Source organism: Ginsengibacter sp. (genome assembly GCF_057362405.1).
Genome location: NZ_JBMQQG010000014.1, coordinates 1 through 26,194, shown reverse-complemented (window position 1 = coordinate 26,194; position 26,194 = coordinate 1). Strand labels below are relative to the sequence as shown.

Genomic DNA, 26,194 nt, shown 5'->3' with positions numbered 1-26,194 from the left:
TTTGCCTTGCTGAAAAGATCGCTTCGCAACCTGCTGAACGCTACACTTGTTGGCTTATGTTTTTCAACATTGTATTTTTATATAAGCCCTTTTAAAGAGGCTCAATCTGAATTACTTTCCAGAACATCTCCTAATATTTATGATGTCTTGATCGCTTTTTTTGGTGGCCTGGTAGGTGTTATAGCGGTCACCAGGACAGAAAAGGGAAACCCCATTGCGGGCGTTGCAATAGCTACTGCGCTTATGCCCCCGTTATGTACTGCTGGCTACGGCTTAGCAACTGGTCATTTCATTTACTTTTTCGGATCGCTGTTTCTTTATTGCATCAATTGCGTATTCATTTGTATCGCGACTTATATAATTGTAAAATTTTTAAAGTACCCTGCAAAAGAAATTGAACCAAAACATGCGAAAAGAGTCAAATATGGCATTACGACGCTTACCCTTCTAATGCTGTTACCAAGTGCCTACTTCGCCTATTCTTTGTATTATCAGCAGAAATATAACGAATCTGTAAATACATTTATAGATAAGGAGTTTAATGATAAGGGAAATACATTAATCTATAAAAAAACAAATTATAACAGTGATCCTAAAACGATAGAACTGGCATTTTTATCACGACGCTTTACTGAGAACGAAATAAAAAATCTTAACAATGATCTTAAGGATTATGGTATTGCCAACACGAAACTTATTGTAAGGCAGGATTCGGGCTTAAATATTCAGAATTTAAAAAAAGATATATTGAATGAAGTGAAGGGCGCTGACACGATCATAAACCAAAAGGATATTGAGATCAGGTTGCTAAGAAATGAAATTGCTGCGAACACTTTCGACAACAAAGAAATTTTAAAAGAAGCCAGTGCACTCTTTCCTGACATAACAGCCATTTCTCTTGCGAACCACGATTTTTATACCAGCAAGGATAGCAGTTTTGCAACAACTGTTTTATTCTATGAATCGCCAAAAGAATTAAGTAACGATGATAAAGTAAAATTTGAGAATTGGCTGAAGCAACGTCTCGCATTAAAGAACGTTGAGATTTATAAAAAATAATCTATTTAGGAACAGAATAGCCAGCAGGCGCTTGTTGAACGGGAAATGCAGCGTGGTTCGCAATTCCATTCACTGAAAATGCGTGGTTAGAGAAATAAAATATTAAGATTAACAGAGAAAGTATCAGCAAAATAATTGCCCACAACTTCCATGAATATTTTTTTTCAGGCAAAACATCCTCCCGGTAAAATTCATTCATAACCCCCGAGGTCGTTTCCTTGTCTCCTACCAACACAGCATGTTCAGCATTTTTATGAATTACTCTTTCCGCAACAACGGGCTCGTAAAATTTGATACTATTTTCTATTTCAAATAAAATATTTCCGGCAGGAGTCTTTTGAAGTATACCAAGAGAATTAAAATTTATTTTCTCGCCTGCATCTAATTTCATTTTAGCATTAAGGCACCAGTTGTTAAGTTTTTCTTCTGCTTCGTATACCTGTATATGTTGGAGCTGAGAAATATAATTTTTCAATCCGTCCGAGAGATACGTTTCGTTTTCACTGTAAATAATTTCGTCCGTGAAAGGACTAATCATTTTATCAGCTATTTCCAATGATGCCGGCGTTTGCTTTATTGTAAAACTACCTAACAGCGGGAGGTGGCATTCTTTCTTTTGAATTAAATAAGATGTGATAAGTTCCTGCATAATTTCCGCAAATATCTATCAATAAAGTTATACAATCCATTACGTATTCCGCTGGAAAAATACTGGCAATAGAAACTCTCCACACAAATAACTCGTTGTTCGGGCAGCCAGTTTTTTAATGCGCTGTTGTAATTACTTTAGAAATGAATTAGCACGCCGCCAATAACCTGCAAACCGTAAACAGGATAATTGTTCCAGCGTTCATACTTGCTGTTAAGTATATTGTCCAAATCGAGCCATGCACTGAATTTTTTATTAAGCTTAAATTCAGCACCAACACTGATGTCGGTTCCACCTTTTAGATTTTTTTCGTAAGAACCAACGGTATTATAAGTTACTAAAGCTTTTGCTCCTGAAAATGCCACGATATCTCCTTTAATTAACACCTCTTTGAATGCATTCCAGCGAAGAGAACCTGATAATTTTAAAGGATACATTTCCCAGGCTTTTGCATTGTCGAGCAGGCCTGTGTAAGTATTTAGATCAAGCCCTGCCGTAAGTGTAAACTTGTCCTGGTTAATGAAATTCATATCACCATGAATCTGCAGATCATCAACCCTTCTTTCATTCTTAATGTAAAAACTTTTTCCATCGAGGCTATCATTTATAAACAAAGGCATATTATTAAAAGTAATAAAAGCAGCTCTTGCATTAAAGCTAAAATGATTTCCAACCGTCGCTTTAATACCACCATAATATTGCCTTTGCTTTGTATTATTTAAAAAAGTCGGGTCTTGCATGTAGGGGTTTTCACCACTTAGTGTACGAAAACTATTGGCAATATAATTACCTATCCATCCCGCCTGCACGATCAATACATTTTTTTGCAACTGCGCTTCTGCATATATGTTAGGTAAAATAGTTACGTCGCTATTGTTCCATGCAGGAGTAACCCCGCCATGAAAAGTGAACCTGTCTCCATAGTAAACAAATTCAGGCGTCAGTTCAAAAAGGTTATTAGTAACCTGGAGTGTTGAATTTTTAATTTGGTACTTATCAAAATTTCCAGTCGCGGTTACCTTCACAGAAACGGCATCGCTAAATTTCTTCTCAGCCGGCAACGTTAAAAGCAAGGTGGTTTCCGTAGCCTTGCCTTCTCTCGAAAAAGTATGCAACTCGAGATGCGGATCATAAATAAAATTCAAATCGTTAACTGCAATATTTCTTAAACCAACTCCTGCTGATAAATCCTGGTAGCTTCTTCTTACATCAGATTTGCTAAAACTATCGAGCGTGTGATCATAGCCATATTGATAATATTCATGCTGAGCAAATGCAGCATGAGCATATATTTCGCTCTTTGGAGTGAAAATGCTCCCATCTCCCCTGATCTTCAATTCACTGAAATCCTGGTTGTCAATACTTCCTCTTGACGAAATATAATTTCCATAGACATTCAGCAAATTTTTCTTTCCATCACCAAAACTAAATGCGCCGGCAATATAAGGCGTCGTAAAACTTCCGAAGCCAACCTTTAATTGATTTCTATCGCCTAGTTGCAATGTTGTATCTGCATCGAGAGCGAGTGGTTTTAATGACACAGGCTGATACGTGAAGAATAAATTTTGTGGCGGAATATTGTAGGTAAGTCTTGGCCTTGATGTATCTGCTGTAATCGGCGATGCGTACAAATTTATTTTTACCGTATTGCGCAATACCGGTTTATAGGAAGAGGTGATTTCAATGGTTTGCCTTCTTGAAGTATCATTTTGCGCCCGCGCTGCAATAAAATAGCAACAACTGAAAATTGTTGCGATCAAAAACTTTGCGTTGATTTTTTTTAAAAGTATCATAAAGATTGAATTCATTAAGTTTAAATAATCGTGCTATTTTTTTGTTGAAGGCGAATTTTCTACTTTTGAATTTTGTTGATCCTCGCTTATAGCAATGCTCAATTTATCCTGTGCTTCTTTTTTTAATTCCGGAATAGTTGCATTATCCGCCACACTTTGATAGGTGGCCTTTGCATTGAAATAATCCTTTTCCTTCAGGTACACGTCTCCTAACAGAATATATGCTTTTGCAACCCAGTAATCGTAAGAGCCCGTAACTTTAATTACTTCGAGACCAGCCTTTTCGGCAGCGGAAAGTTGATTAAGCATGTAATAACAATTGGCAATTTCATAACGAGCCTCAGCACCCCAGGCCGATTTGTTTACAGCAGCAACTTCTTTAAACGCTGTAATCGCCTGTTCGCATTGGTTATTAGCCTGCAAAGATTTTCCAAGTACAAGATTAGCAACGGCCTTATCGTCAGTACTCAATCCTTTTTTAGTAAGCAATTCTTTTGCAGCCGTATTCGCTTCAGTATAATCTTTTGTTTGATAATAGCTTCTTACCAAACCGCGCAAAGCTTCTAATTGATTATCGGGAGTTGTTGCCAGTTCTTTGAGTTTTGCAAAATAAATTTTTGAATTAGGATAATCCTGCGATTCAAAATAATAAATATGCGCTGCAGCATAAGCGGCCCTTTCGGCAAACTTGCTGCTTCCCTGGGCAACTACAGCCTGGTAGCCCACTAAAGCATTCTGCCAATCTTTATTCTTATAATAACATTCGCTCTTATAAAAATTAGCTTCTAATGCATAAGCACCTTGTGGATATTTGGAAAGATAATTGGAGAAGGCGTTTATTGCTCCAGCACAGTCACCGTTAGTATATTTCAACTCGGCAGAAGCAAACGTTAACGAATCCGCTTCCGAAATGCTGATAACCTTTCCCGCCTTCTGCACAAAATCAACATAATCGTTTGGACGCCCTACTTCCACATAAATATTTTTCATGTTATCCATCGCTTCGTCCGCTTCAGGGGATTGAGGATACAGCGTAACCAGCTTCTGGTAATATTTTAATGCTTCTTCATTATTATTTAAATTATAATCAGCCAAACCCAATTTCAGGTAAACTTTAGGATATTGGCCGCTTGCATCTTTAATATCAAGAATTTTATTGAGGTAAGGAATAGCATCTTTAAATTTTTCCTGCACCATATAAGCATTCGCAATCTGCATATAAGACTCTGCAACCAGGTCGCTTTTAGGGTATTGCTGAATCAAAGCATTAAAAGTTTTTATCTTTTCATTGGGATTATTTATTCCGCTTATTAATGCAATCTGGTAGAGCGAATAATCGCTTTGTGGCAGACCATTATTAATAACATTTTGATACATGGTTTTTGCGGTGCCGTAATTCTTTTGCATAAAATAACAATCTGCTGCTCTTACATACGCATCTTGTTTTAAAGCCGAAGATTGAGAAGAAACAACCGGAGCAACCTGTTTAAAATCAGCCAGGGCAAAAGGATAATTTTCCTTTTGTATGTAAGCATATCCAAGCGTGTATTTTGCAGCATCCGGATTAGCCTCTCCCTGGATACCGCCGGATGACAAATACGCATTCATATATTTAATTACGTCGTCATAACGGTTTTGCCTGTACGCAACCTCGCCCTTCCAGAAATTGGCAAAAGGAAGCACAGCCCCTGCATTTGGATCGTTAATAATTTTTGTAAGGAGGTCATCGGCATCGCTCAGCTTGCCATCATTAATGTATTCAGAGGCCCGGCCAAACAATAGCTTTGGATAAACCTTTTGCATGGATGGTGTTGGCTTGCCAAATGATTCATATAAAGCCAGTGCATCATTATAATTATTGGTATTGGCAAGAAGGTTGATGAGAATTTCTTTGGCTTCAGTAGCATATTCTGAATTTGGGTATAAGTCCAGGAATTTATTCATTTCGCTCAACGCAATATCCTGGTAGCCTAACTGGTAAGAAAGCTTGGCATAATTGAACCGCGAAATTTCCTGTTGTTTTCTATTACTGTTATTGTTGGCACTGTATTGAAATGCACTTCGTGCATTTTCTTTCTGATTGGTCTTTAAATACAGGTCTCCTAATAGATACATGGAGTTTTGCCCCATAGAATCTTTCTCATTACTTAGTTGTTTAAAGCCTTCAATTGCTTTATCCACCTGGTTTCCGTCGTAATAACAATAACTAAGTTCGTACATTACTTCTTTAGAAACTTTGTCGCTGTTATCAACGTATGCTTTCAGTAAAGGCAGCGCTTTTGCAAATTCCTTTTTTTCAAAATATAATTGCCCTATTAAAAGATTGAGATCGTTGCGGTAATAGATATCGTTGCGTGAAAGCGAACTCTCACCATACTTGAGCGCTTCCTCTTTGTTTCCCTGGAAATAATAGATCTGCGCAATATAATATGGTACAAGCCCTTTGTATTTGTCCCTGTTTTCTACCTTTCGGAAAGAATTTAAAGCTTCAGAATAATCACGGTCCCTATAACATATGAAGCCATAATAGTAATTAGCATCATAATAATATTTGTTGGTTGACAATTGATGAATCTCGTTGAATAAGGGTTTGGCCTTATCAAATTGTTTCAGGTTGAAATAGGAATATGCCAATTCAAATTTTGCATCAGCAATTTCATCGTTGCTTAAATTATCATAGCCTGCTCTTTCATAATAGACTACGGCACGTGCAAAATCATTTTTGGTAAAATAATATTTTGCCAAATGATAGCTCATCATTTGCTGCCTTGGTTCGTTATTGGCCGCGTCAATAAAACGATGCGCCTCATCTTCCGCAACTGCCTGGTTAAGTTTTAATCCGCAAACAATATAATAGTATTCGATATCCTGGTTAATATAGGCATGGCTGCTTTGCGTATTTTCGGGATATTGGTCCCGCAAGCTTTTCAGTAAGGGGTATGCGAGGCTGTATTCATCCTTTATAAAAAATTCTTTTGCTTCCTTATAATCTTTCTCCGGATCGGTAACGTTATAATTTGCCTGGGAAAAACAGGAAATAGAAAGAAGCAAAAAGGCAATGGGAATAAGGAGGCGATTCATGAATTATATTATTTTAATTTTTTTATGATGCCGGGTCTTTACACATCAAAAAAAGAAAACCTAAAATTTGGCGCAAAAGTACAAACACCATTCCAGTTATTTCTTCGTCAATAACATATTGATGAAAATAAAACACTTTAAATTGCATCAATCTTTGTTAACACAATTGTAAAAAAAAATGAAAAGGATTCTTTCGACAAAATACTCAACAGGAGGTTTCAATTTTGCGATGCTTGTTTTGCGTGTAGCCCTGGGGGTTTTAATGCTAAGTCATGGCTACGGTAAACTTGTGCATTTTAATGGAATGAAGGGCAGCTTCATAAATTTCCTGGGAATGGGTTCCACCCTTTCACTATCGCTCGACATATTTGCCGAATTTTTTTGTTCGGCTTTTCTAATACTGGGCTTGTTTACACGCTTTGCCGTGATACCGATCTTAATCGCGATGTCGGTCGCCCTGTTTAAGGTTCATCACGGTCTTTTATTCGGAGCAGGTGAAAGAGCAGCCGTCTATCTTGCCTGTTGCATAACCTTACTCTTTTGTGGTCCCGGAAAAATTAGTGTGGATGGAATGATTGGGAAATAGCGGTCGGCACGGCGATAGCCGTCAGACCGCGATTAACAACTTTAGTCAATAAAAATAATTTAATACCTCACATAACTTGTTCACACATAAAACTCAAATAAGAATACACTACGCACTTACCGACCAGATGGGGTTTGTGTACCACGGGCATTATGCACAGTTTTATGAAATTGGCAGAACCGAATCGTTACGTAGCCTGGGAATTACTTATAAGAGTATTGAAGAAATAGGTATAATAATGCCCGTCGTTGAAATACACACAAAATTTTTACGCCCCGCAAAATATGATGATCTGATAACAGTCGTAACCAAAGTGACCGAATTGCCGCTGCATCATAAAATAATTTTTCATGGTGAAATTTACAATGAGAAAAATGAATTGCTGAACAGCGGAACCGTAACATTGTATTTCATGAATGCCAAAACCATGAGGCGCTGCGATATGCCGGAGACAATAAAGGAAAAAGTAGAAGATTTTTTTTAGAGAAATAACTTTATGTCATCATCACCTTATAAATTCTTCAGGTTACCTTCAGATTCATTTTGTAATTTTTCCAAAATTTTATTGTGAAAATTCTAATTATTGAAGATGAAAAAGAATTGAGTGAAAGTATTGCAACTTATCTCAAAGGTGAAAACTACATCTGTGAAATTGCGTCCGATTTTAATAAAGCCATCGAAAAAACGGAGTTGTATGATTACGATTGCATTCTGCTGGATATTACCCTGCCCGGCGGGAATGGCCTGGAAATCTTAAGAGAACTGAAAGCCAACAATAAAATGGATGGTGTATTAATTATCTCTGCCAAAAATTCTATCGATGATAAGGTGAGCGGCCTCACCCTGGGGGCTGATGATTATTTGTCGAAGCCATTCCATCTTTCGGAATTAAGCGCAAGGATAGCTGCAATTATCCGCCGAAAAAATTTTGAGGGAAATGATATATTGAAATTTGAAAACCTGAGCATCGATACACGGGCCAAAACAGCATTGGTAAATGATAAGCCATTGGATCTCACCAAAAAAGAATTTGAACTTTTGCTGTATTTCATGAGCAATAAAAAACGGGTGATTTCAAAAAACGCGATTGCCGAACATCTTTGGGGCGATGATATGCAGGGCAACAATGATTTTATTTATACCCATATTAAAAATTTAAGAAAAAAATTATTTGAGGCCGGAGGCGCTGATTATATTAAATCAGTGTATGGCATGGGGTATAAGTTTTCAAATTAATGAAGCTCCTTTCAAAATACAACCAGGTTAATGTAATAGCGACTATCATTGTATTATTGCTAAGTGCTGTTGCTTATTACTTCGTTATAGAAAGAGCCCTGGTGCACCAATTGGACAAGAGCCTTATTGTTGAAGAAAAAGAAATAACGGATTACGTGAGAGAGAATAATCTTTTGCCCGAGCCATCAGATTCAAAAGAAGAACAGGAATTATACACTCCTGCAAATGATGAGAAAGTGATGCGCAAATTCAGCACTGTTGAATTATACAATGCCCATCATCATAAAGATATCTATTATCGGCAATTGGAATTTCCGGTGGTTGTTAAAGGAAAAGTATTTAAAGCAGATGTAAGAAAATCGCAGGAAGAAACGGAAGATCTTGTTCAACTGATATTGAAGATTACGCTCGCACTTGTGCTGCTATTACTCGTAACACTCTTTATCATAAACAGGTTTGTATTAAGTAAACTCTGGAAACCTTTCAACTCAACACTGCAACAGATTAAACAATTTAATGTTACAGGTAAAAATGAGGTGCACCTCGATCCAACAAATATTAATGAGTTTGCTGAACTTAATTCCGCAGTAAACATCATGACAAAAAAAGCCACGCAAGACTACCACGAAATAAAAAGCTTTACGGAAAATGCTTCTCACGAAATACAGACGCCGCTGGCAATTATCAGGTCAAAACTCGAATTGCTCAGCCAATCAGAAAATTTGAAAGAAGACCAAATGAATGCAATCGAATCGATCTCCGAAACGACCAATCGACTTTCCAAACTAAACCAGTCACTTATTTTACTCACTAAAATAGATAACAGGCAATTTAAAGAAACTGAAGATGTTAATATAAGCCTTCTGCTGCACCGACATTTAAATAATTATGAGGAGTTATTTCATGCAAAAGAAATCAATATAACAACGAATATTACTGAAGATGTTATGGTAACTATGAATGAAACATTAGCAGAGATATTAATTGTAAACCTTCTTATAAATGCAATTAAACACAATATAGAAAAAGGTACCCTTACAATTGAATTGAACAAAAACTATTTGTCAATTGCAAATACGGGGAAAATATTGAACACAAATCCGGCAATATATTTTGAAAGGTTTAAAAAGGAGTCTGCTTCCAATGATTCAATGGGGCTTGGCTTATCAATAGTAAAAAAAATTTGCGATACATATGATTTTGAAATTAGCTATAATTATAAGGATAGGATGCACATGCTACTTGTAAATTTTAAAAATGGCAGCTTATGATCCTTAAGTCGAAATGCGCTGTCATTTGTTTAAAATTGCTTGCTACAAATAAAAAGGGGTATACATATTGTTATATCTATAAAAACGAATTAATTATTCAAACACTTTCCCATAATGAAATTAAGAAACAGGTGGATTTTGGTCTTACTTTTATCGATTCCTACCCTGGGATTTTCCCAAAAAACTGATACATTAATACACAAGCTCGACAGTTTAAGCAGAAAAACGGATAGTGCCGGGGGCCAGGTAAATAATGTTACGCCCAAAGCTTACAATGATAATACTAAAATAACTTTCAACAGCTATTTTATCTTGTTGGGCAGCGATCTTAAACAATCGTTTACTAAGCCTTTTCATATGAAAGGACGGGATTGGGGAAATTTGGGGAAATTTGCCGTGGTTGCAACAGCGCTTTCTTTCGCTGATGAACCAATTCAACAAGGCGCATTAAAACTGCGGCAAAAAAGTCCCACTATCGCCAATACGAGTAAATACATAACAAATTTTGGCGGCATTTATGAGGCTTATACTCTGGCGGCAATAGGCGCCTATGGTTTTATATTTAAAAATGAAAAGATGCAGACGACAACGTTATTGGCCACGCAATCCTATATAGCGGCGGCGGCAGTAGAAAGCGTTACCAAATTTTTATCGGGACGTACGAGGCCATCTTTTTATCCGCCCGGTAGCGAAGCAGAGCCCAGATTCCTGGGACCGTTTTCAAAAACCGCAACAACCACCAGTGGTAAAAAAATATATAGCTCATTTCCATCGGGTCATACCACCGTTGCATTTGCAGCAGCAACCGTGTTTGCTATGGAATACAAGGATAAACCAATTGTTCCCATAATTGCTTATAGCGCAGCAACATTAATTGGCCTTAGCCGCATTACTGAAAATAAGCACTGGAGTACCGATGTTTTAGTAGGTGCCGCGCTGGGCTTTCTAACCGGTAAAGAGGTTGTTAATAACTATCACCGATACTCGAAATTAAAAGCACCCGGCCAAAAGAAAAACACTATAACATTTAACCTTGGATATTCGTATGGGCATTTAATGCCCGGGCTGATTTACAAGTTTAGATAGTTCCCTTTCTAAAATCTTCAAATTTTTTTCAGAATGTCCTTTTAGTTTTACATCTTCTTTAAACATTTAACTAAATAACACTATGAAAAAGATTATAAGTTTAGCAACAATTTTATTTGCGCTTACGATGTTTGCCTTTGGACAGGAGAACGGGCATAATAAACATATAAAAGTTCCGGCCGTGGTAAAAACCGCATTTTACCGTAAATACAGAGATGCCAAACGCGTTACCTGGGAAAAAGAGAATGACAATTATGAAGCAAATTGGGGAGGCAAGTCAGGCGAAGATAATTCTGTTCAATTTACGCCTTCCGGTGAGTTTATAGAAATCGTAAAAGCTATACCACGTAACCAGTTGCCGGAACAAATCATCGTTTATGTAAACAAACATTACAAAGGCGTTAAAATTACAGAAGCGGGTAAAGTTACAAATGCTGCCGGCAAAATATCATACGAAATTGAACTTAAGGGCAAAGACGTTATTTTTGATGAACAAGGTAATTTCATTAAAAGCGAAAAATAATGTATTCAAGTGGCATTTAGCCGTCTCTCAACAAGGGATGGCTTTTGTTTTAAATAAATGAAAATAAAATCTTTCATATTTCTAGTTGCGTTTATGGGGCCGGTATTTTGTATCGCTCAAATAAAAAGCCTCTCTTATTTTGTGGATAGTTCACTTAAAAATAACCCCCAATTATACGAATACCGAAATCTTATTTTATCAAACAGTATCGACAGCCAGTTAATTAGTGCGGCAAATAAATTCCAGGTTACAGGTAGCGGAAACGCATTTTACGCCCCGGTTATCGACGGGTACGGCTATGATGAGGTCATAACTAACGGTCAGCAATTATCAACGCTGGTTACAATAAATAAACAAATTTATAATAAGAGAAACCTGGGCCTTCAGTTTAAGAACCTGCAATTGCAGCGGGATTCGCTTCAGGTTACATCATTTATCGCCACAAAGGATATTAAAAAAACTATCATTACCCAGTACATAACAACTTACGGAGACCAATTGCAAATTGATTTTAATAACGAGGTAATTGCCCTGCTCAGCAATGAAGAATCGATACTAAAAAAACTTACGCAAAAGAATGTTTACAAACAATCTGACTATTTAGCTTTTCTGGTAACATTGCAACAGCAGCAATTAACCCGCAGCCAGCTTTTAGTTCAATATAAAAATGACTACGCCACTTTAAATTACCTGGCTGGCATTACAGATACATCGACAACCCAACTGGCAGAACCCGGTATTTCGGTTGCAAAATATTTTATTAACGATAGCAGCACTTTTCTTCTGAAATATAAAATTGACAGCCTTCAGTTAGTGAATCAACGTTCTATAGTAGACGTTGGTTACAGGCCTAAAGTAAACCTGTTTGCCGATGCAGGCTACCAGTCTTCATTTATGGTAACGCCCTATAAAAACTTTGGAACCAATGTGGGCATTAACCTCACTATCCCCATCTATGACGGGCATCAAAAGCAGTTGCAATACACGAAACTCAACATCCAGGAAAGAACAAGGCAAAAGCAAAAAGACTATTTCACCCAACAGCTAACGCAGCAGGTACAGCAGTTGCAACAACAATTGAATGCAATTGATGAACTTACCGCTCCTATTAATAAACAAATAGAATATCTGAAAACATTAATACAGGTAAATGGAAAGTTGCTGGAAACAGGGGATATAAAAATTACTGATTATGTGCTGGCCCTAAATAATTATATTACTTCCAGAAACCTGGTCGTACAAAACATGATTACCCGTTATCAAATTATTAACCAATTAAATTACTGGAACGTCGCCAACTAATAAATGATTAAGAATATAAACTGCAGGTCATGAAAAAAAATTCCGTCGAAATTATTTTGCTATTTTTTTCATTTGCGACAATAACTTTCAGTTGTAGGCAAAAAGATACTGCCACAGAAGAAGATGCAGCAATAGAAACACGCACACCCGTTACCGTTACATCAGTTAATTACGGCCCGCTGCAACAATATATTGAACTAAATGCCACTTCATCGTTTCTGCAAAAAAGCTATGTGAAGTCAAATATTATCGGTTACGTTAAAAATGTAAATGTAAAAATTGGCGACTTTGTAAATAAAGGGCAAACTTTATTTGTTTTAAAAACCAAAGAAGCGGAAGCAATAGGTAACACCGTTAACAGTCTTGATCCTGATTTTAAATTTTCAGGTGTGAATATGATACCGGCAAACAGTAATGGCTTTATTGCAGAAATGGATCACCAGCCCGGTGATTATGTACAGGATGGAGAGCAACTGGCGGTAATAAGCGATTCTAAAAGTTTTGCTTTTATAATGAACGTCCCGTATGAAGATATTCCTTATGTATCAGTCGGCAAGAATGTTGAAATTATACTGCCGGGTAATGAGCGATTAACCGGCGTCGTTAGCTCACCAATGCCGATGATGGATTCCATATCGCAAACACAAACATTTTCGGTCAAAGCATATACCTCTCATAAGATTCCGCAGAACCTGGTGGCGGCCATACGAATCGTAAAAGTTGCGAAACCCAATGCTGCAACATTGCCTAAAAACTCTGTTTTATCTAATGAGACGCAATCAGAATTCTGGGTAATGAAAATGATCAACGATACTACCGCTGTAAAGGTTCCGGTAAAAAAAGGATTGGAAAGTGGTGACAGTGTTGAAATTGTTTCACCTGAATTTTCTCCAAAAGATAAAATTTTATTAAGCGGAAATTATGGACTTGCGGACACTGCTTCGGTCATCGTAACTAAATAGGATATTCGAAGTTCAATGCAGGATTTACTATGTTTATAAAACTGATCAATCACTTCATTGTGTAAAATTAAAAGAAAACAACCTGAAGACTTCTGAGCAAGTCTTGTCCTTCTCCCCCGGGGAGGAAGAGTTGGGATGAGGCCATTATGAAAAATTATTTTACTACACATAAAAGTCCTTTAACTGTTGTCCTCTTTATGTTGATAGCGGGTGGATTGTTCGCGTATGCGAAATTGCAGACTTCCCTCTTTCCTGAAATCACCTTTCCCAAAATAAAAATTATTGCAGATGCAGGACTGCAGCCGGTTGACAGGATGATGGTCAACGTAACCCGTCCCCTGGAAAACGCCATAAAGCAAGTGCCCGATCTAACCGGTATCCGCAGTTCAACAAGTCGCGGAAGTTGCGAAATATCGGCCTATATAAATTGGGATGCAAACGTCGATATCAGCCAGCAAAAAATAGAAGCAAGGATTGCCGAAATCAGAAACAGTTTACCTCCGGAAGTAGTCATAACGGTCGAAAAAATGAATCCATCCATTTTACCGGTGATGGGTTACTCCGTTGAAAGCCATGAACTCTCTCCTATCGAATTAAAGGAACTGGCAACATACACCATAAAACCTTACCTGAGCCAGGTTGCGGGTGTTTCCGAAATAAGGATTATCGGCGGCAAATCGAAAGAGTTTTGGATAAAACTCAATCACCAAAAGATGAGCTCGCTTTCGGTAACTCCCGATGCCATAGGTAATGCATTGGCGCAAACAAACTTTCTAAAGTCAAATGGCTATCTTTCTGACTACAGATTTCTCTATCTAACGGTTACCGATGCCTCCGTCCAATCTCTTGATGACTTAAAAAATGTTGTGGTCAGCAATAATAGCAAACGTATTGTACGCTTGCGGGATATAGCCGATATTCAAATAAACGAAGCTGTCGAATACATAAAAGTAAATGCTGATGGCAAAGAGGGATTATTGATAGCGGTTATAAAACAACCCAACAGCAATCTTGTTGACGTATCAAAGCAAATGGAAAATAAGATCGTGGAGTTAAGGAAAACACTTCCAAAAGATGTAATTATTAAACCTTACTATATACAGGCAAATTTTGTTAATGAAGTGGTAACCAGTGTTACAGACAGCTTGTGGATCGGTCTTGCATTAGCAATTATAGTAGCGATCATTTTTCTCCGGTCATTTAAAGCAAGTGCTACAATTTTAATTACGATACCGATTACCCTGGGTGCCACATTAATAACACTTTATGGTATCGGCTACACGCTGAATATAATGACACTCGGCGCTATTGCCGCCGCAATTGGTTTAATTATAGATGATGCCATTGTAGTTGTTGAACAAATACATCGCACACACGAAGAAAATCCCCTCGATGAGTATAAAAATATCGTCCACAATGCTATTAAGTATCTATTTCCTGCAATGGTTGGTTCTTCAATAAGTACTATCGTTATTTTTATACCGTTCATGCTGATGAGCGGTGTGGCGGGCGCCTATTTCAATGTGCTCACCAACACCATGATCATTACCCTTGTGTGTTCCTTCTTTGTAACATGGCTCGGCTTGCCCGTTGTTTATCTGTGGTTTTCGCGTAAAAAGAAAAGTGAAAACATAGTCGTTGAAACAAACGAGACACATGATGTAAAAAAACAAAGATGGGTGTCATGGTTTATTACTAAGCCGTGGATCAGTCTTGTCTTTGTTGCGGGGTTAGTAATGGCAATTGTACTGATACTGCCAAAATTAGCCACCGGCTTTTTGCCCGAAATGGATGAAGGAAGTATTGTGATGGACTACGCCTCTATACCCGGAACTTCTTTGACAGAAACTGATAAGGAATTACAAGCAATAGAAAAAATCATAATTGCTGATCCTAACGTAACCGCTTATTCGCGACGTACCGGAACGCAGATGGGATTTTTTATCACGGAACCCAACACGGGAGATTACCTGATTCAATTAAAAAAGAACCGCAAAAAAACAACCGACCAGGTTATTGAAGAATTAAGAGAACAAATCGAATCTTCCCAACCGGCTCTCAGGGTTGATTTCGGGCAGGTGATTTCCGATATGCTCGGTGATTTGATGACTTCAGTACAACCTATTGAAATAAAGATTTTTGGCGAAGATCAAACGGAACTGCATGAACTTTCAAGACAGGTGAAAAAAGTAGTTGATGACACAAAAGGTACCGCAGATGCATTTGATGGGATCGTTATTGCAGGGCCGTCCGTAAGCGTTCAGCCAGACTACTCAAAGCTGGCCCAATTCGGAATTACACCAGCCAATTTGCAATACCAGGTTCAAACGTCGCTGGAAGGAAATGTAATCGGCAGTATTTACGATAAAGACCGCGTTTATCCGGTACGGTTAGTTTATCCTAACAGCAGGCAAATGAGTGTGGATGATATGAAAAAGTTGCAGATCTTCCTTCCCGACGGGAGATTAAAATCTATAAGTGAGTTAGCCACAATACAAGTCAATCCCGGCGATGTAGAAATCCAGCGGGAAAATCTTCAATCAATGGGTGTCGTTACGGCAAGGCTCGATAACCGCGACCTTGGTAGCGCTATAAAAGATATTAAAGCCGGCATGAAAAGGCAAATTCATCTTCCCCAGGGTTATACAATACAATACGGCGGCGAATACCAGCAGCAGCAAAAATCTTTTTCTGAACTTTTAATGATACTGATTGCTTCAAGCATTCTTGTATTCGGTGTAATTCTGTTTTTATTCAAAAGTGTAAAAACGGCTCTTGCCATTTTGTTTATTGCCGTGTTAGGTATTGCAGGAAGTTACATCGCCTTATTCATTACGCATACGCCTCTGAATGTTGGAAGCTATACCGGCCTGATTATGATCGTCGGAATTATTGGCGAAAATTCCATCTTTACGTACCTCCAGTTTAGAGATACTTTGCGTGAAAAACCGGTAGATGATGCTATCGTGTACGCTATATCTACCCGCTTGCGGCCCAAGCTTATGACTGCTTTAGGAGCAATCATTGCATTAATGCCCCTGGCTTTGGGAATAGGCGCCGGTGCGCAATTGCATCAACCGTTAGCTATTGCAGTTATAGGCGGCTTTATTATTGCATTACCTCTCTTGCTTATAGTTTTACCAAGTATTTTGAGATTGCTGTATAAAAATTATAAGCCAAAGGTTTAGGCAATAATGACCAGGAAGCTTCGATGCGCTTTTACTTTGAGCAAAAAGGGGATTAAACGAATTTCAGTTACACGGATAAAAAAAAAATTACCTTAACTAACGTTTCGTAATTTTCAGTAAACAATGCCGGGATGAGAAAAACCAATGCTCTTATCTTTTTATTAGCGCTTATAAAATTCGTTCTTCCTTATTTATTACAAAACAGCTATTACGAACCGCATCGGGATGAATTTCTTTACCTGGCGCAAGGGTATCATTTAGCCTGGGGGTACGCGGAAGAACCTCCGATGTTATCCATTTTTGCGTGGCTTACGCATATACTTGGCGATGGAATGTTTTGGGTAAAATTCTGGCCGGATATGTTTGGCGTTCTCACATTTATTGTAAGTGCTAAAATTATTCAAAAGCTGGGTGGTGGCATGTTCGCGATTTTCCTGGTATTTCTCCCTTTTATTTTCGGTGTTTACCTGCGCCTGTTCTTTTTATTTCAACCCAATACTCCTGAAGTTTTTTTCTGGACAATGATTGCGTATAGCGTTCTACGTTATATTCAAACTGAAAAAAATATATACCTGTACTTCCTTGGCTTCAGCGTGGGTCTTGGTATGCTCAGTAAATATTCCGTTGCTATTTTTTTAGTAAGTATACTTGTCGGGTTGCTACTCACAAGGCAGAGAAAACTATTTGCTAATAAGCATTTGTACTATGCCGGTTTAATTGCTTTGCTTATTTTTCTGCCAACTATTTTATGGGAATATAATCATCATTTCCCGATCCTAGTACATATGAAAGAACTTACGCGAACTCAATTGCAATATGTAAGCCCTAAAAGCTTTCTAGTTGACCAGTTTTTAATGAATTTGCCGTGCGTATTCATCTGGCTAGCCGGGTTGTATTATGCCGCATTCTCTTTTAAGGGGAAAAAGTATCGGGCATTTGGCTGGGCTTATCTTTTTGTAATAATCATATTAGTTGTGCTTCATGGCAAAAATTATTATGCCCTTGGCGTTTATCCTGTACTGCTAGCCTTTGGCGCCTACCACCTTGAAAAGTTTTCCCAGAGACGAGTAAAACTGTGGAGATACGTTTTTGTATTGATACCCGTTTTATTGGGTATCGTATTTATTCCCATTTTGCTGCCCGTGGCAAAACCCGAAGCGCTTGCCAGGTATTACGAGGTTATGGATACCGAAAAAACCGGTTTCTTAAAATGGGAGGATCTTCGCAATCACCCGCTTCCACAGGATTTTGCCGACATGCTTGGATGGGAAGAGATGGCACAAAAAATGGCAAAGGCCTACAATAGTTTAGATAGTAACGAGAAGGCACATACGTTTTTATTTTGCGACAATTATGGAGAAGCCGGCGCTGTAAATTATTACCGGCACAAATACAATCTGCCCGAAGTGTATAGTGACAATGGAAGCTTTTTATACTGGATGCCACGAAATGTCCATCTGGAAAATCTTATATTGATAACTGATGACCAGGAGGAAATGCAACATCCATTTATAAAAGATTTTAAATCTGCTGTGGTAACAGATAGTGTAACCAATGTGTATGCAAGAGAAAGAGGAACACTCATTATTCTTTTTAAAGGAGCTAATGAAGCAATGAATAAAATGTTCCAGCAGAAAATAAATGATGATTATAAAAAGTTTAGATAAGAACTTTACAAGAAAACCCCTTAAAGACGGGTCTTGTATTAACACCTGAGAAAGAAAATGATCAGGAATTTTGATTAGTTTTTTGAATCAGCCTGCACATATCGACATTTAAATGTAACCTGTACTATTTGACCTAAGCCTGGAGGGCCTATTCCCCAATCGGAGATATAGAGTTTCCCATCAGGCCCAAATGTCATTGCAGTGGGCAAATGCAAACCGGAAGCTATTACTTGTCGCTGTCCTGAAGGAGTGACTCTCACAACGTCGCCAAAACCGGGTGTTGGTCCGGGTTGACCCACTGTATTTTCAAGTACATACAAATTATTGTTATCATCAAATGCAACACCTAATATCATTGTAAATCCTGACGCGTAAATGATATAATTTCCGTTAGGCGATAATCATAAACAGCCGCCGCACCCTGTGCTAACGGGAAAGGCGTAAGTGTTCCAATATAGAAATTACCATCATGATGTACCATAGATGTCGGCCCGATCCAGTGTCCATCGCTCCCGTTGTGCAATAGGCACGACACTCACGCCTACGAATTAGGAGACACCAGGTTTGACGTTTACAAATGGCTGTTAAAAACAAACAAAACAAAAAACAGCAATATACATGTCGACATCGGCCTTAAGTTTCCAGCCGGTAATTATATCATACGGAAGATTATTTTTATACCGATCCTAATGATAAGTCAGCTAAAGAATTGCAGCCTGTAAACGTAGCAATACAATTGGGCGATCCGTGCTACTGTAGAAACGATTCCTGAAAAAGGAATGGCTGCGATAACAGGAATGAATTCAATTTCAACATGGCATTTTGCCAATTCGTTATTTTTCCTGGGTTACACCTATACATTTTAGATGCGGGGCGTATTAGAGTAGGTGATGTTAGATTGAATTGTAAAATGGGTGTTCTCCTTAATTAGTTTTATTTTAGGAGAACATTTAAGTTTATCAAAGGCATCATGGAACTGTCTCGCCGGTTAGCTGCTATATTATTTACTGACATTGTTGGCTCCACTTCAATGATGCAGAAAGATGAACAAAATGCTGTTTTTGTAAACAGGCGTTATGTTGCTGTATTAAAAGAATGTGTTTTACGGCGAGGCGGAGAAATTTTAAATGATTTTGGTGACGGAAGTCTTTGTTGTTTTTCAAGCGCGACAGAAGCTTTGCGATGTGCGATTGAAATGCAGCAGAAGTTTCAGTTAGACCCGAAAGTTCCTCTGCGTATAGGCCTGCACGTTGGAGAAATATTTTTTGAAGACGGGAAAGTTTTTGGTGATGGTGTAAATGTGGCATCAAGAGTACAATCCTTGGGTGTTGCCAATTCAATTTTATTTTCTTCCGAGATATGCAGCAAGATCAAAAACCAACAGGAATTTAAAAGTGTATCAGTTGGCCGGTTTCATTTTAAGAATGTGGATGATCCAATGGAAGTTTTTGCATTAGCTAACGAAGGATTAACCGTTCCCAAAAAAGAAGAACTTACCGGCAAATTAAAAGACATTAAAAAAAAATCCGCTTTTAGAAAATGGATCATCGCCGCATCAGCTGCATTACTACTGTTAGCATCCTACTTTGTATACCAGGATTTTTTTCATACTTCAGGATTTTCGGGTGAAAAGACAATTGCTGTGTTGCCATTTGAAAATATCGGGGGGAGTAACAGCGATGATTATATTTCCGACGGAATCACACAAGACATTATCGGAAGTCTTTCAAAGGTTTCTTCTTTGAAAAAAGTGATTGGGTGGTTTTCTGTAAAAGGATTTAAGAAAACGACTAAGTCATTAAATGAAATTGCAAATGAGCTTGGTGTTGCCGCCATACTTTCGGGTACAGTGGAAACTGAGGGCAATAAAACGAAAATAATTGCAGAGTTAATAGAAGTGGACACGAAAAAAAGATTATGGGGAGATGATTTTGAATACGACAACGCCGATATGCTAACGATTCAATCTAAAGTGGCGGGGCAAATTGCCAGCGCACTCAAAGCAAGTGTAACACCGGAAGAAAGGAGAGAATTGACGAAGCAGTATACCGGAAACCCGGAAGCCTATAAATTATATCGCAAAGGACTTTTCTACTGGAACAAAAATAATGGGGCATACTTTGACAGTGCTGTACTTTATTATAAAAGAGCTCTTGAAATTGATCCTGAATATGCATTGGCCTATTCTGGCTTAGCCAATCGTTACATATTCTATAAATTGCCAAGCCAGCTTGAGGGCGTCCCAATTGCCAGAATGTATGCTACCAAAGCATTGGCATTGGACAGCAATCTCAGTGAAGCGGTAACTACTCTCGGGTTTATTCAAGCTAATTTCGATTATGATTGGACAAAAGCAAAAATCACATTTGAAAAAGCTCTAAAGCTCAATCCCAATAATTCTGAGGCACACCTTTTTTATGGTAATTTATTACAATACTACGGCGAAAGTACAGAGCAGGGAATTGGGCAAGTAAAAAGAGCACTTGAACTTGATCCACTTAACACACGATTCAATTGGATTCTGGGGAGGAATTATTACCTGGCTCGTCAATATGAGCTTGCCTCTGAACAACTGAAAAAAACTCTTATTCTTGATCCTGATCATCTCTATACGAAAGAAACTCTTATCCTTGTCTATTTGGAAAAGAAAAAATTAACTGAAGCCCTCGAATTGATCAAACAACTCCCCAAAATATCAGATGGTTCTGAGCCCGAGCAAATTTACTATCTATGTTATGGCTATGCCGTTTCAGGAGACACAGCCCTTGCAAAATCAACCTTGGAGAAAATATTAAATGACCATCCCGGGCATAGACCCTTATTTTTGGCATATGATTATATAGCTCTGAAAAATTATAAAGAGGCGCTAAACATGTTAGAATTGGCTTATAATACGAGGGACATTCAATTGTTTTGGGTCAAGGTTGACCCCATTTTAGATCCTATCAGAAATGAACCCCGTTTTAAAGCGTTGCTAAAAAAAATGAACCTTGATTAAGCATTTTTAAATTGCTGCCATTTTTTTACCTCAGGATTATTTTTATCCTCACTACATTTGGGTATAACACATGCAACAAAACCGTCAGCTTGCTGCTATTTTATTTACTGATATAGTTGGTTCTACTTCGATGATGCAGAAGGATGAACAGGCAGCCCTTTCTATAAACAAACGTTATGTGGCAGTGCTGAAACAATCTGTATCGTCCTATGGCGGGGAAATTCTAAATGATTTTGGCGACGGCAGTCTTTGCACCTTTGCCAGCGCCACCCAGGCAGTAAGGTGTTCAATGGAAATGCAACAGCAATTCCGCACTGAGCCTAAAGTTCCTCTTCGGATAGGCCTGCACGTTGGAGAAATATTTTTTGAAGATGGAAAAGTTTTCGGAGATGGTGTTAATGTGGCTTCACGCATTCAATCTCTTGGCATTGCTAACTCGATATTATTCTCTTCCGAAATTTGCAGCAAAATAAGAAATCAACAGGAATTTAAAAGCGTTTCTGTAGGCAAGTTTCATTTTAAAAATGTGGATGAGCCGATGGAGGTTTTTGCGCTGGCCAATGATGGACTAGCGGTTCCCAGGAAAGAAGAACTTACCGGCAAGCTTAAAGAAAATAAAAAAAAATCAGCAATAAAAAAATGGGTTGTTACAGCAATAATAATTGCCTTGCTTGGTATATCTTTTTTCCTTTACAAAATTTATTATAATACAGGATTTACAGGTGATAAAGCAATTGCGGTGCTACCCTTTGAAAATATAGGAACAGACAAGAGCGAGGAATATGTATCAGATGGCATCACGCAGGATATTATTAATAACCTTTCAAAGGTTTCGTCAATACAAAAAGTGATAGCATGGTTTTCAGTAAGAGGGTTCAGGAATACCAAAAGCAGCTTACGGGAAATTGCAGATCAATTAGGCGTAGCAGCAATACTTACGGGAACAATAGAAAGGCAGCCAAATAATATCCATATAGTTGCGGAACTCGTGGAAGTTAGTAACAACAAGAGATTATGGGGGGAAGATTACAATTATAGCAGCAAAGATTTATTATCTATTCAAAGCGATTTGGCGGAACACATTGTAAGTGCGTTACGTGCAAGTCTTACACCTGAAGAAAAGCAAGATCTTACCAAACACTCCACCGAAAACATAGAGGCATATAAATTTTATCGTAAGGGTCGTTTCTTCTGGGATCAGCGAAATAAAGCAGCGTACGACAGTGCAGAAGTTTATTACAAAAAGGCCATAGACCTTGATCCAGACTTTGCGCTCGCTTATTCCGGCCTTGCAGATTGTTATACATTTAATCAAAAAGGTTTATCACAACTAGAATCTATACCTATCGCTAAAGATTATGCCCAAAAAGCATTATCGCTTGATAGCACTCTTACTGAAGCGTGGACTACTATTGGTTTTATTCAATCACATTTTGAATACAATTGGCATGACGCCAAAATTCTTTTTGAAAAAATAATTAAGACCAATCCTAATTACCCAATCGCTCATTTATATTACGGAAATGTTTTGCTCGCGTATGGTAAAACGGACGAAGCTATAGCCGAGACAAAAAAGGCTTTGGCGCTTGACCCGCTCTCCGCAGTTATTAACTATGTATTGGGGAGAGAATATTATCATTCGAGAAAATACGATTCCGCAATTTTACAGCTTCGAAAAAATCTTAATCTTAATTCGAAATTTATAAATAGTTATGTTCCGTTAGGGCAAGCTTATGTTCAAAAACAATTGTACCCTGATGCTATTAATACTTTTTCCAATTGCCCAAAAGTAACATGGGACCTGGGCTCTAACGGGCTTCTTTTGTTATCATACACATATTACCTCTCTGGTGATTCTTTAAATGGCAAATCACTCTTTAACAAAGTTTCAAAACAGGACTTACTGCAGGCACCATATTTGGTGGCTTACGTATATGTAAGTATGAGGAATTTTAACGAAGCACTTACTCAATTAGAATATGGTTACAAAATTCATGCAATACAAATGCCATTTATAACAGTTGATCCTATGCTTGATCCGCTTAGAAAAGAACCTCGCTTTAAAGCGATCATCAAAAAAATGAATTTGGAATAACGGTGTTATTAACAAGGGGAAGATTTGTATCCCCGATAGAAATAAAATTGCAGGCAATTACTTATTGCTTTTTAAAACTTACTAGTCGTAAAATTGTCTTCCCCATCGGAACCAATTGAATTGCTTCACTTTTATGTGAAACCGGATTAAACATCCTGGTTGTGAATTGCAGGTTATTTTTATTTTCAATCATAATTTCAGGTACGTCATTATTAACGCACTCATATATCGCCAGTGAAAGAGGCTGGTAGCGAAAGTCATGGAATCCTTTTAACGGATATTGTCTTGTTGTCGTTACAGATGATGCAATAGGATGTGCTAAAACCAGCGCCCCATAAGTAAAATAATATTCATTCTTGGCGTCTTGCGTTACTTCAGGCTCAGGGAAAAACCGGATAGAAATTGTATCATTATTCTTCCATGTTTTATGCATAATGATGAATCCGTCTTCTTCAGTCCAATGCCCGCTTACAGAAAATTTATTGACCCACGATGGTTTTCTTATTTTAATATCAAAAGAAGTTGGGTGGTTAATTTCAATTTTAAATTCGATTGAATAATTGTAAGGATAGGATGTATTTTCCTGTATGCGAATTTTATTTCCATTTATTTCAGTGCTCACTTCGCAAGGGCCTAATAAGGAAGCGATCAAGCCACCTTTATTTTTCATCCACATATTTTGAACATAGTAGGGAATAATTCTGCCGGCATTGGGAACGCAGCACACGGCTGCATCCTGGTGCACGGGTGAATAAGAATAACGGGTTTGTTTTTTATCACTTGTGTCACCATTTAATCCGCCCATCATGTAATAAGAGTTGTCCGTTTTGAGATAGGCGATACAACTTTGACCAGGGTCTCTTGAACCCTGTGCAGCATTAAAAAATAATTTTTCTGTTTTATCACCAAATTTTGCTTCGCCGGTTTTTAAAAACAAATCTTCATAACTATTCATTAATTCTTGCAGAGAGCAATATTCATATCCAGTATTTGTTTCATCAGCTTTGCGCTCTCCTATCCACTCATCACCGGCGGGACCGCCGGAAACAGTTGTCGTTTGTTCAATCTTATTTAAAAAATCTTTTAATGCCTTTCCCAATAATTGATTTCCTGACGCATAATAAGCAGCAGCAACAGCACGCAGATGTTCATACGTGTGAACTCCATGGCCTTTCAGTTTGTAATCCGGATCAACTAGTTTGTTATACTGCGCATCTTCATTCAATATTTCTCTTGAAAAATCTTTATATAAGAATAAACAATAGTCACGATAGGTTTTATTTTTAGTAATCTTATATAAATTTTCGAGTACGTCCGTAAAAACCAGCCCGTGAGTCATACCACCATCATTGGGCTGTATAGAATAAAAAGGATGAGAGTCATTTTCAGGATAGTTATCCATTACGTTTTGCACTGCTCTCTCAATAGCAGTCAAGACTCTTTTATCTTTCGTATATTCATACCAGGCCAGGAGTCCTCTTAATAAAGTAGTCTTCGACCAAAGTTCGCCGTTTTCATTATTAAATTTATAGCGAAGTTCTTTATCATAGATACCTAGATATCCATCGGCATCCTGCGTTGCTAAAATTTTATTGATGTAGATTTTTATTCTTGCGAGGTGTTTACCATTATTTACCAGAATTGCACTGCGTATATAGCCGTCCCGCCAATTGCTTTGCGTTTCGCTATTCCACCAGAGAAACTGAACCTGCCAGTCACCTGCATCAGCTTTGGCTCCCACATCTTTACTCTTTACATTTTTAGTAAGCCGGTTTTTGTCATAAATATCATCCTGTATTATCAAAGAAGGGGCAAGACTATCGAGATGTCCTGTGAAACCGTTGAGGTCTTTTTCAATTTCTATTTTTAACCAACCATACGGCTTTATTGAAGAAAAAGGTAGGGGCTGAAATGTTTCTGAAATTGGTCTTATTTTCTCAAAAGGTTTTTCAACGTTCAGCTGGCCATAGGTAGTTTGTAAAAAAATGAAATTTGTTATGGCATACATCAAAAAGGCGCAGGCATTTATATTTTTCATGCTGCTATTAATTTGGAGTCATTCATCAAATTAATCTTGATACAAAACCGGATTAATAGGCGTATCAATTTGTTTTCCAATTTCTGCTCCCGGGCACCATGTTTCCCAGTCTACAAGTTGATTCTTGTTTTCAGGTTGTTTTAAAATCATATCCTTATCCATGTAGATCATTGTCATTACACCTCTCATCTTGTCAGTATTATTAGCGCCGGCACGATGAAACAACCAACCCCGGTGAAAACTCACTTCCCCAATTTCAAAAGGTTCAATTACATGCTCAAATCCTTCCCTGGCCAGTGTTTCCTTAAGTATTTGCTGGCTCTCGTCTCCAATTTCTTTATCTCTTCCGGTAGTTAGTTTATAGCTCTGGGCACTGAATTCAAGGGGTCCCATTTCAAGTGGAGTCTCCTGCAATGGAATCCAAACCGTAACGGTTGCGTCGTTTGATAACGGCCAATAATATTGATCTGCATGCCATGGCGTAATTCCTCCATGAGGCTCCTTGTATAAGGCCTGGTCATGGTACAGTCTTACTCCAGAAACACCTAACAGATCGGAGGCAATTTTCGCCAACCTTTTGCTGAACACAATTTCTTTTACTAACTGCGATTTAGTCCAGATATTCATGATCTGCAGAAATGCTTTTCCATAAGTATCCCG

At 38.0% G+C, this 26,194-nt stretch carries 20 protein-coding genes; 13 read left to right on the top strand and 7 right to left on the bottom strand.

All coding sequences use genetic code 11. From position 1 onward, the window contains the following. Window positions 1-1,059, top strand: a 1,059-nt coding sequence (locus ACO1O5_RS01090; protein ID WP_486267621.1) for a DUF389 domain-containing protein, incomplete at its 5' end; no start/stop codon positions are given. Window position 1,060: 1 nt separating this feature from the next. Here the strand turns inward: ACO1O5_RS01090 and ACO1O5_RS01085 are convergent. The 3 genes from ACO1O5_RS01085 to ACO1O5_RS01075 form a co-directional block, all read right to left on the bottom strand. Further along, entirely contained in the window at window positions 1,061-1,708 is a 648-nt protein-coding gene (locus ACO1O5_RS01085; RefSeq protein ID WP_486267619.1) for a hypothetical protein, read from the bottom strand. Between the two features lie 137 nt (window positions 1,709-1,845). Continuing rightward, window positions 1,846-3,501 carry a hypothetical protein gene (locus tag ACO1O5_RS01080; protein ID WP_486267617.1) on the bottom strand — a complete coding sequence of 552 codons (1,656 nt, stop codon included), beginning with the start codon at window positions 3,499-3,501 and terminating at the stop codon, window positions 1,846-1,848. A gap of 33 nt (window positions 3,502-3,534) precedes the next feature. Further along, window positions 3,535-6,582 carry a tetratricopeptide repeat protein gene (locus ACO1O5_RS01075; protein ID WP_486267615.1) on the bottom strand — a complete coding sequence of 1,016 codons (3,048 nt, stop codon included), beginning with the start codon at window positions 6,580-6,582 and terminating at the stop codon, window positions 3,535-3,537. Window positions 6,583-6,760: 178 nt separating this feature from the next. On the opposite strand from ACO1O5_RS01075, the gene ACO1O5_RS01070 reads away from it, so the two are divergent. The 10 genes from ACO1O5_RS01070 to ACO1O5_RS01025 all read left to right on the top strand — a co-directional run bounded on the left by ACO1O5_RS01070 (window position 6,761) and on the right by ACO1O5_RS01025 (window position 18,403). Then, the gene (locus ACO1O5_RS01070; RefSeq protein ID WP_486267613.1) at window positions 6,761-7,168 is read left to right on the top strand and encodes a DoxX family protein; all 408 of its coding nucleotides are present in this window, start codon (window positions 6,761-6,763) and stop codon (window positions 7,166-7,168) included. A 76-nt stretch (window positions 7,169-7,244) separates the two neighbouring features. Beyond that, entirely contained in the window at window positions 7,245-7,652 is a 408-nt protein-coding gene (locus tag ACO1O5_RS01065) for an acyl-CoA thioesterase (protein ID WP_486267611.1), read from the top strand. A gap of 83 nt (window positions 7,653-7,735) precedes the next feature. Continuing rightward, the gene (locus ACO1O5_RS01060) at window positions 7,736-8,404 is read left to right on the top strand and encodes a response regulator transcription factor (RefSeq protein ID WP_486267609.1); all 669 of its coding nucleotides are present in this window, start codon (window positions 7,736-7,738) and stop codon (window positions 8,402-8,404) included. Then, window positions 8,404-9,675 carry a sensor histidine kinase gene (locus tag ACO1O5_RS01055; protein ID WP_486267607.1) on the top strand — a complete coding sequence of 424 codons (1,272 nt, stop codon included), beginning with the start codon at window positions 8,404-8,406 and terminating at the stop codon, window positions 9,673-9,675. Before ACO1O5_RS01060 ends, ACO1O5_RS01055 begins: the two co-directional genes overlap by 1 nt. Window positions 9,676-9,789: 114 nt before the next feature. Next, complete coding sequence (locus ACO1O5_RS01050; RefSeq protein ID WP_486267605.1) at window positions 9,790-10,761, top strand: phosphatase PAP2 family protein; 972 nt, start codon at window positions 9,790-9,792, stop codon at window positions 10,759-10,761. An 82-nt stretch (window positions 10,762-10,843) separates the two neighbouring features. After that, the gene (locus tag ACO1O5_RS01045; protein ID WP_486267603.1) at window positions 10,844-11,284 is read left to right on the top strand and encodes a PepSY-like domain-containing protein; all 441 of its coding nucleotides are present in this window, start codon (window positions 10,844-10,846) and stop codon (window positions 11,282-11,284) included. Between the two features lie 57 nt (window positions 11,285-11,341). Then, window positions 11,342-12,586 (top strand): TolC family protein, encoded by a 1,245-nt coding sequence (locus ACO1O5_RS01040; RefSeq protein ID WP_486267601.1) that lies wholly within the window; start codon window positions 11,342-11,344, stop codon window positions 12,584-12,586. A 29-nt stretch (window positions 12,587-12,615) separates the two neighbouring features. Further along, a complete protein-coding gene (locus ACO1O5_RS01035; protein WP_486267599.1) occupies window positions 12,616-13,548 on the top strand; it encodes an efflux RND transporter periplasmic adaptor subunit in 933 nt (310 codons plus the stop codon). A gap of 146 nt (window positions 13,549-13,694) precedes the next feature. Beyond that, on the top strand, window positions 13,695-16,736 hold the full coding sequence (locus ACO1O5_RS01030) for an efflux RND transporter permease subunit (RefSeq protein ID WP_486267597.1): 3,042 nt from the start codon (window positions 13,695-13,697) through the stop codon (window positions 16,734-16,736). A gap of 131 nt (window positions 16,737-16,867) precedes the next feature. Beyond that, window positions 16,868-18,403, top strand: coding sequence for a glycosyltransferase family 39 protein (locus ACO1O5_RS01025; RefSeq protein WP_486267595.1), 1,536 nt, complete (start codon window positions 16,868-16,870; stop codon window positions 18,401-18,403). A 74-nt stretch (window positions 18,404-18,477) separates the two neighbouring features. Here the strand turns inward: ACO1O5_RS01025 and ACO1O5_RS01020 are convergent, their stop codons facing one another. Next, window positions 18,478-18,759, bottom strand: coding sequence for a hypothetical protein (locus tag ACO1O5_RS01020; RefSeq protein ID WP_486267593.1), 282 nt, complete (start codon window positions 18,757-18,759; stop codon window positions 18,478-18,480). After that, a complete protein-coding gene (locus ACO1O5_RS01015; protein WP_486267591.1) occupies window positions 18,756-18,938 on the bottom strand; it encodes a hypothetical protein in 183 nt (60 codons plus the stop codon). The genes ACO1O5_RS01020 and ACO1O5_RS01015 overlap by 4 nt, the downstream gene beginning before the upstream one ends. 435 nt (window positions 18,939-19,373) lie before the next feature. On the opposite strand from ACO1O5_RS01015, the gene ACO1O5_RS01010 reads away from it, so the two are divergent. Both ACO1O5_RS01010 and ACO1O5_RS01005 read left to right on the top strand, forming a co-directional pair. Continuing rightward, complete coding sequence (locus ACO1O5_RS01010; protein WP_486267589.1) at window positions 19,374-21,401, top strand: adenylate/guanylate cyclase domain-containing protein; 2,028 nt, start codon at window positions 19,374-19,376, stop codon at window positions 21,399-21,401. Between the two features lie 70 nt (window positions 21,402-21,471). Beyond that, the gene (locus ACO1O5_RS01005) at window positions 21,472-23,496 is read left to right on the top strand and encodes an adenylate/guanylate cyclase domain-containing protein (RefSeq protein ID WP_486267587.1); all 2,025 of its coding nucleotides are present in this window, start codon (window positions 21,472-21,474) and stop codon (window positions 23,494-23,496) included. Between the two features lie 61 nt (window positions 23,497-23,557). Here the strand turns inward: ACO1O5_RS01005 and ACO1O5_RS01000 are convergent, their stop codons facing one another. Together ACO1O5_RS01000 and ACO1O5_RS00995 are read right to left on the bottom strand one after the other, a co-directional pair. Further along, the gene (locus ACO1O5_RS01000) at window positions 23,558-25,534 is read right to left on the bottom strand and encodes a beta-L-arabinofuranosidase domain-containing protein (RefSeq protein ID WP_486267585.1); all 1,977 of its coding nucleotides are present in this window, start codon (window positions 25,532-25,534) and stop codon (window positions 23,558-23,560) included. A gap of 30 nt (window positions 25,535-25,564) precedes the next feature. Then, window positions 25,565-26,194, bottom strand: a 630-nt coding sequence (locus ACO1O5_RS00995; protein WP_486267583.1) for a phytanoyl-CoA dioxygenase family protein, incomplete at its 5' end; no start/stop codon positions are given.

Bases quoted from the DNA above. Each gene is read 5' to 3' on its own strand.
- ACO1O5_RS01035 (WP_486267599.1), top strand. From the start codon at position 12,616: ATGAAAAAAAATTCCGTCGAAATTATTTTGCTATTTTTTTCATTTGCG.
- ACO1O5_RS01050 (WP_486267605.1), top strand. From the start codon at position 9,790: ATGAAATTAAGAAACAGGTGGATTTTGGTCTTACTTTTATCGATTCCT.
- ACO1O5_RS01055 (WP_486267607.1), top strand. From the start codon at position 8,404: ATGAAGCTCCTTTCAAAATACAACCAGGTTAATGTAATAGCGACTATC.
- ACO1O5_RS01025 (WP_486267595.1), top strand. From the start codon at position 16,868: ATGAGAAAAACCAATGCTCTTATCTTTTTATTAGCGCTTATAAAATTC.
- ACO1O5_RS01080 (WP_486267617.1), bottom strand. From the start codon at position 3,501: ATGATACTTTTAAAAAAAATCAACGCAAAGTTTTTGATCGCAACAATT.
- ACO1O5_RS01010 (WP_486267589.1), top strand. From the start codon at position 19,374: ATGGAACTGTCTCGCCGGTTAGCTGCTATATTATTTACTGACATTGTT.
- ACO1O5_RS01000 (WP_486267585.1), bottom strand. From the start codon at position 25,534: ATGAAAAATATAAATGCCTGCGCCTTTTTGATGTATGCCATAACAAAT.
- ACO1O5_RS01040 (WP_486267601.1), top strand. From the start codon at position 11,342: ATGAAAATAAAATCTTTCATATTTCTAGTTGCGTTTATGGGGCCGGTA.
- ACO1O5_RS01045 (WP_486267603.1), top strand. From the start codon at position 10,844: ATGAAAAAGATTATAAGTTTAGCAACAATTTTATTTGCGCTTACGATG.
- ACO1O5_RS01030 (WP_486267597.1), top strand. From the start codon at position 13,695: ATGAAAAATTATTTTACTACACATAAAAGTCCTTTAACTGTTGTCCTC.
- ACO1O5_RS01005 (WP_486267587.1), top strand. From the start codon at position 21,472: ATGCAACAAAACCGTCAGCTTGCTGCTATTTTATTTACTGATATAGTT.
- ACO1O5_RS01020 (WP_486267593.1), bottom strand. From the start codon at position 18,759: ATGATATTAGGTGTTGCATTTGATGATAACAATAATTTGTATGTACTT.
- ACO1O5_RS01085 (WP_486267619.1), bottom strand. From the start codon at position 1,708: ATGCAGGAACTTATCACATCTTATTTAATTCAAAAGAAAGAATGCCAC.
- ACO1O5_RS01075 (WP_486267615.1), bottom strand. From the start codon at position 6,582: ATGAATCGCCTCCTTATTCCCATTGCCTTTTTGCTTCTTTCTATTTCC.
- ACO1O5_RS01070 (WP_486267613.1), top strand. From the start codon at position 6,761: ATGAAAAGGATTCTTTCGACAAAATACTCAACAGGAGGTTTCAATTTT.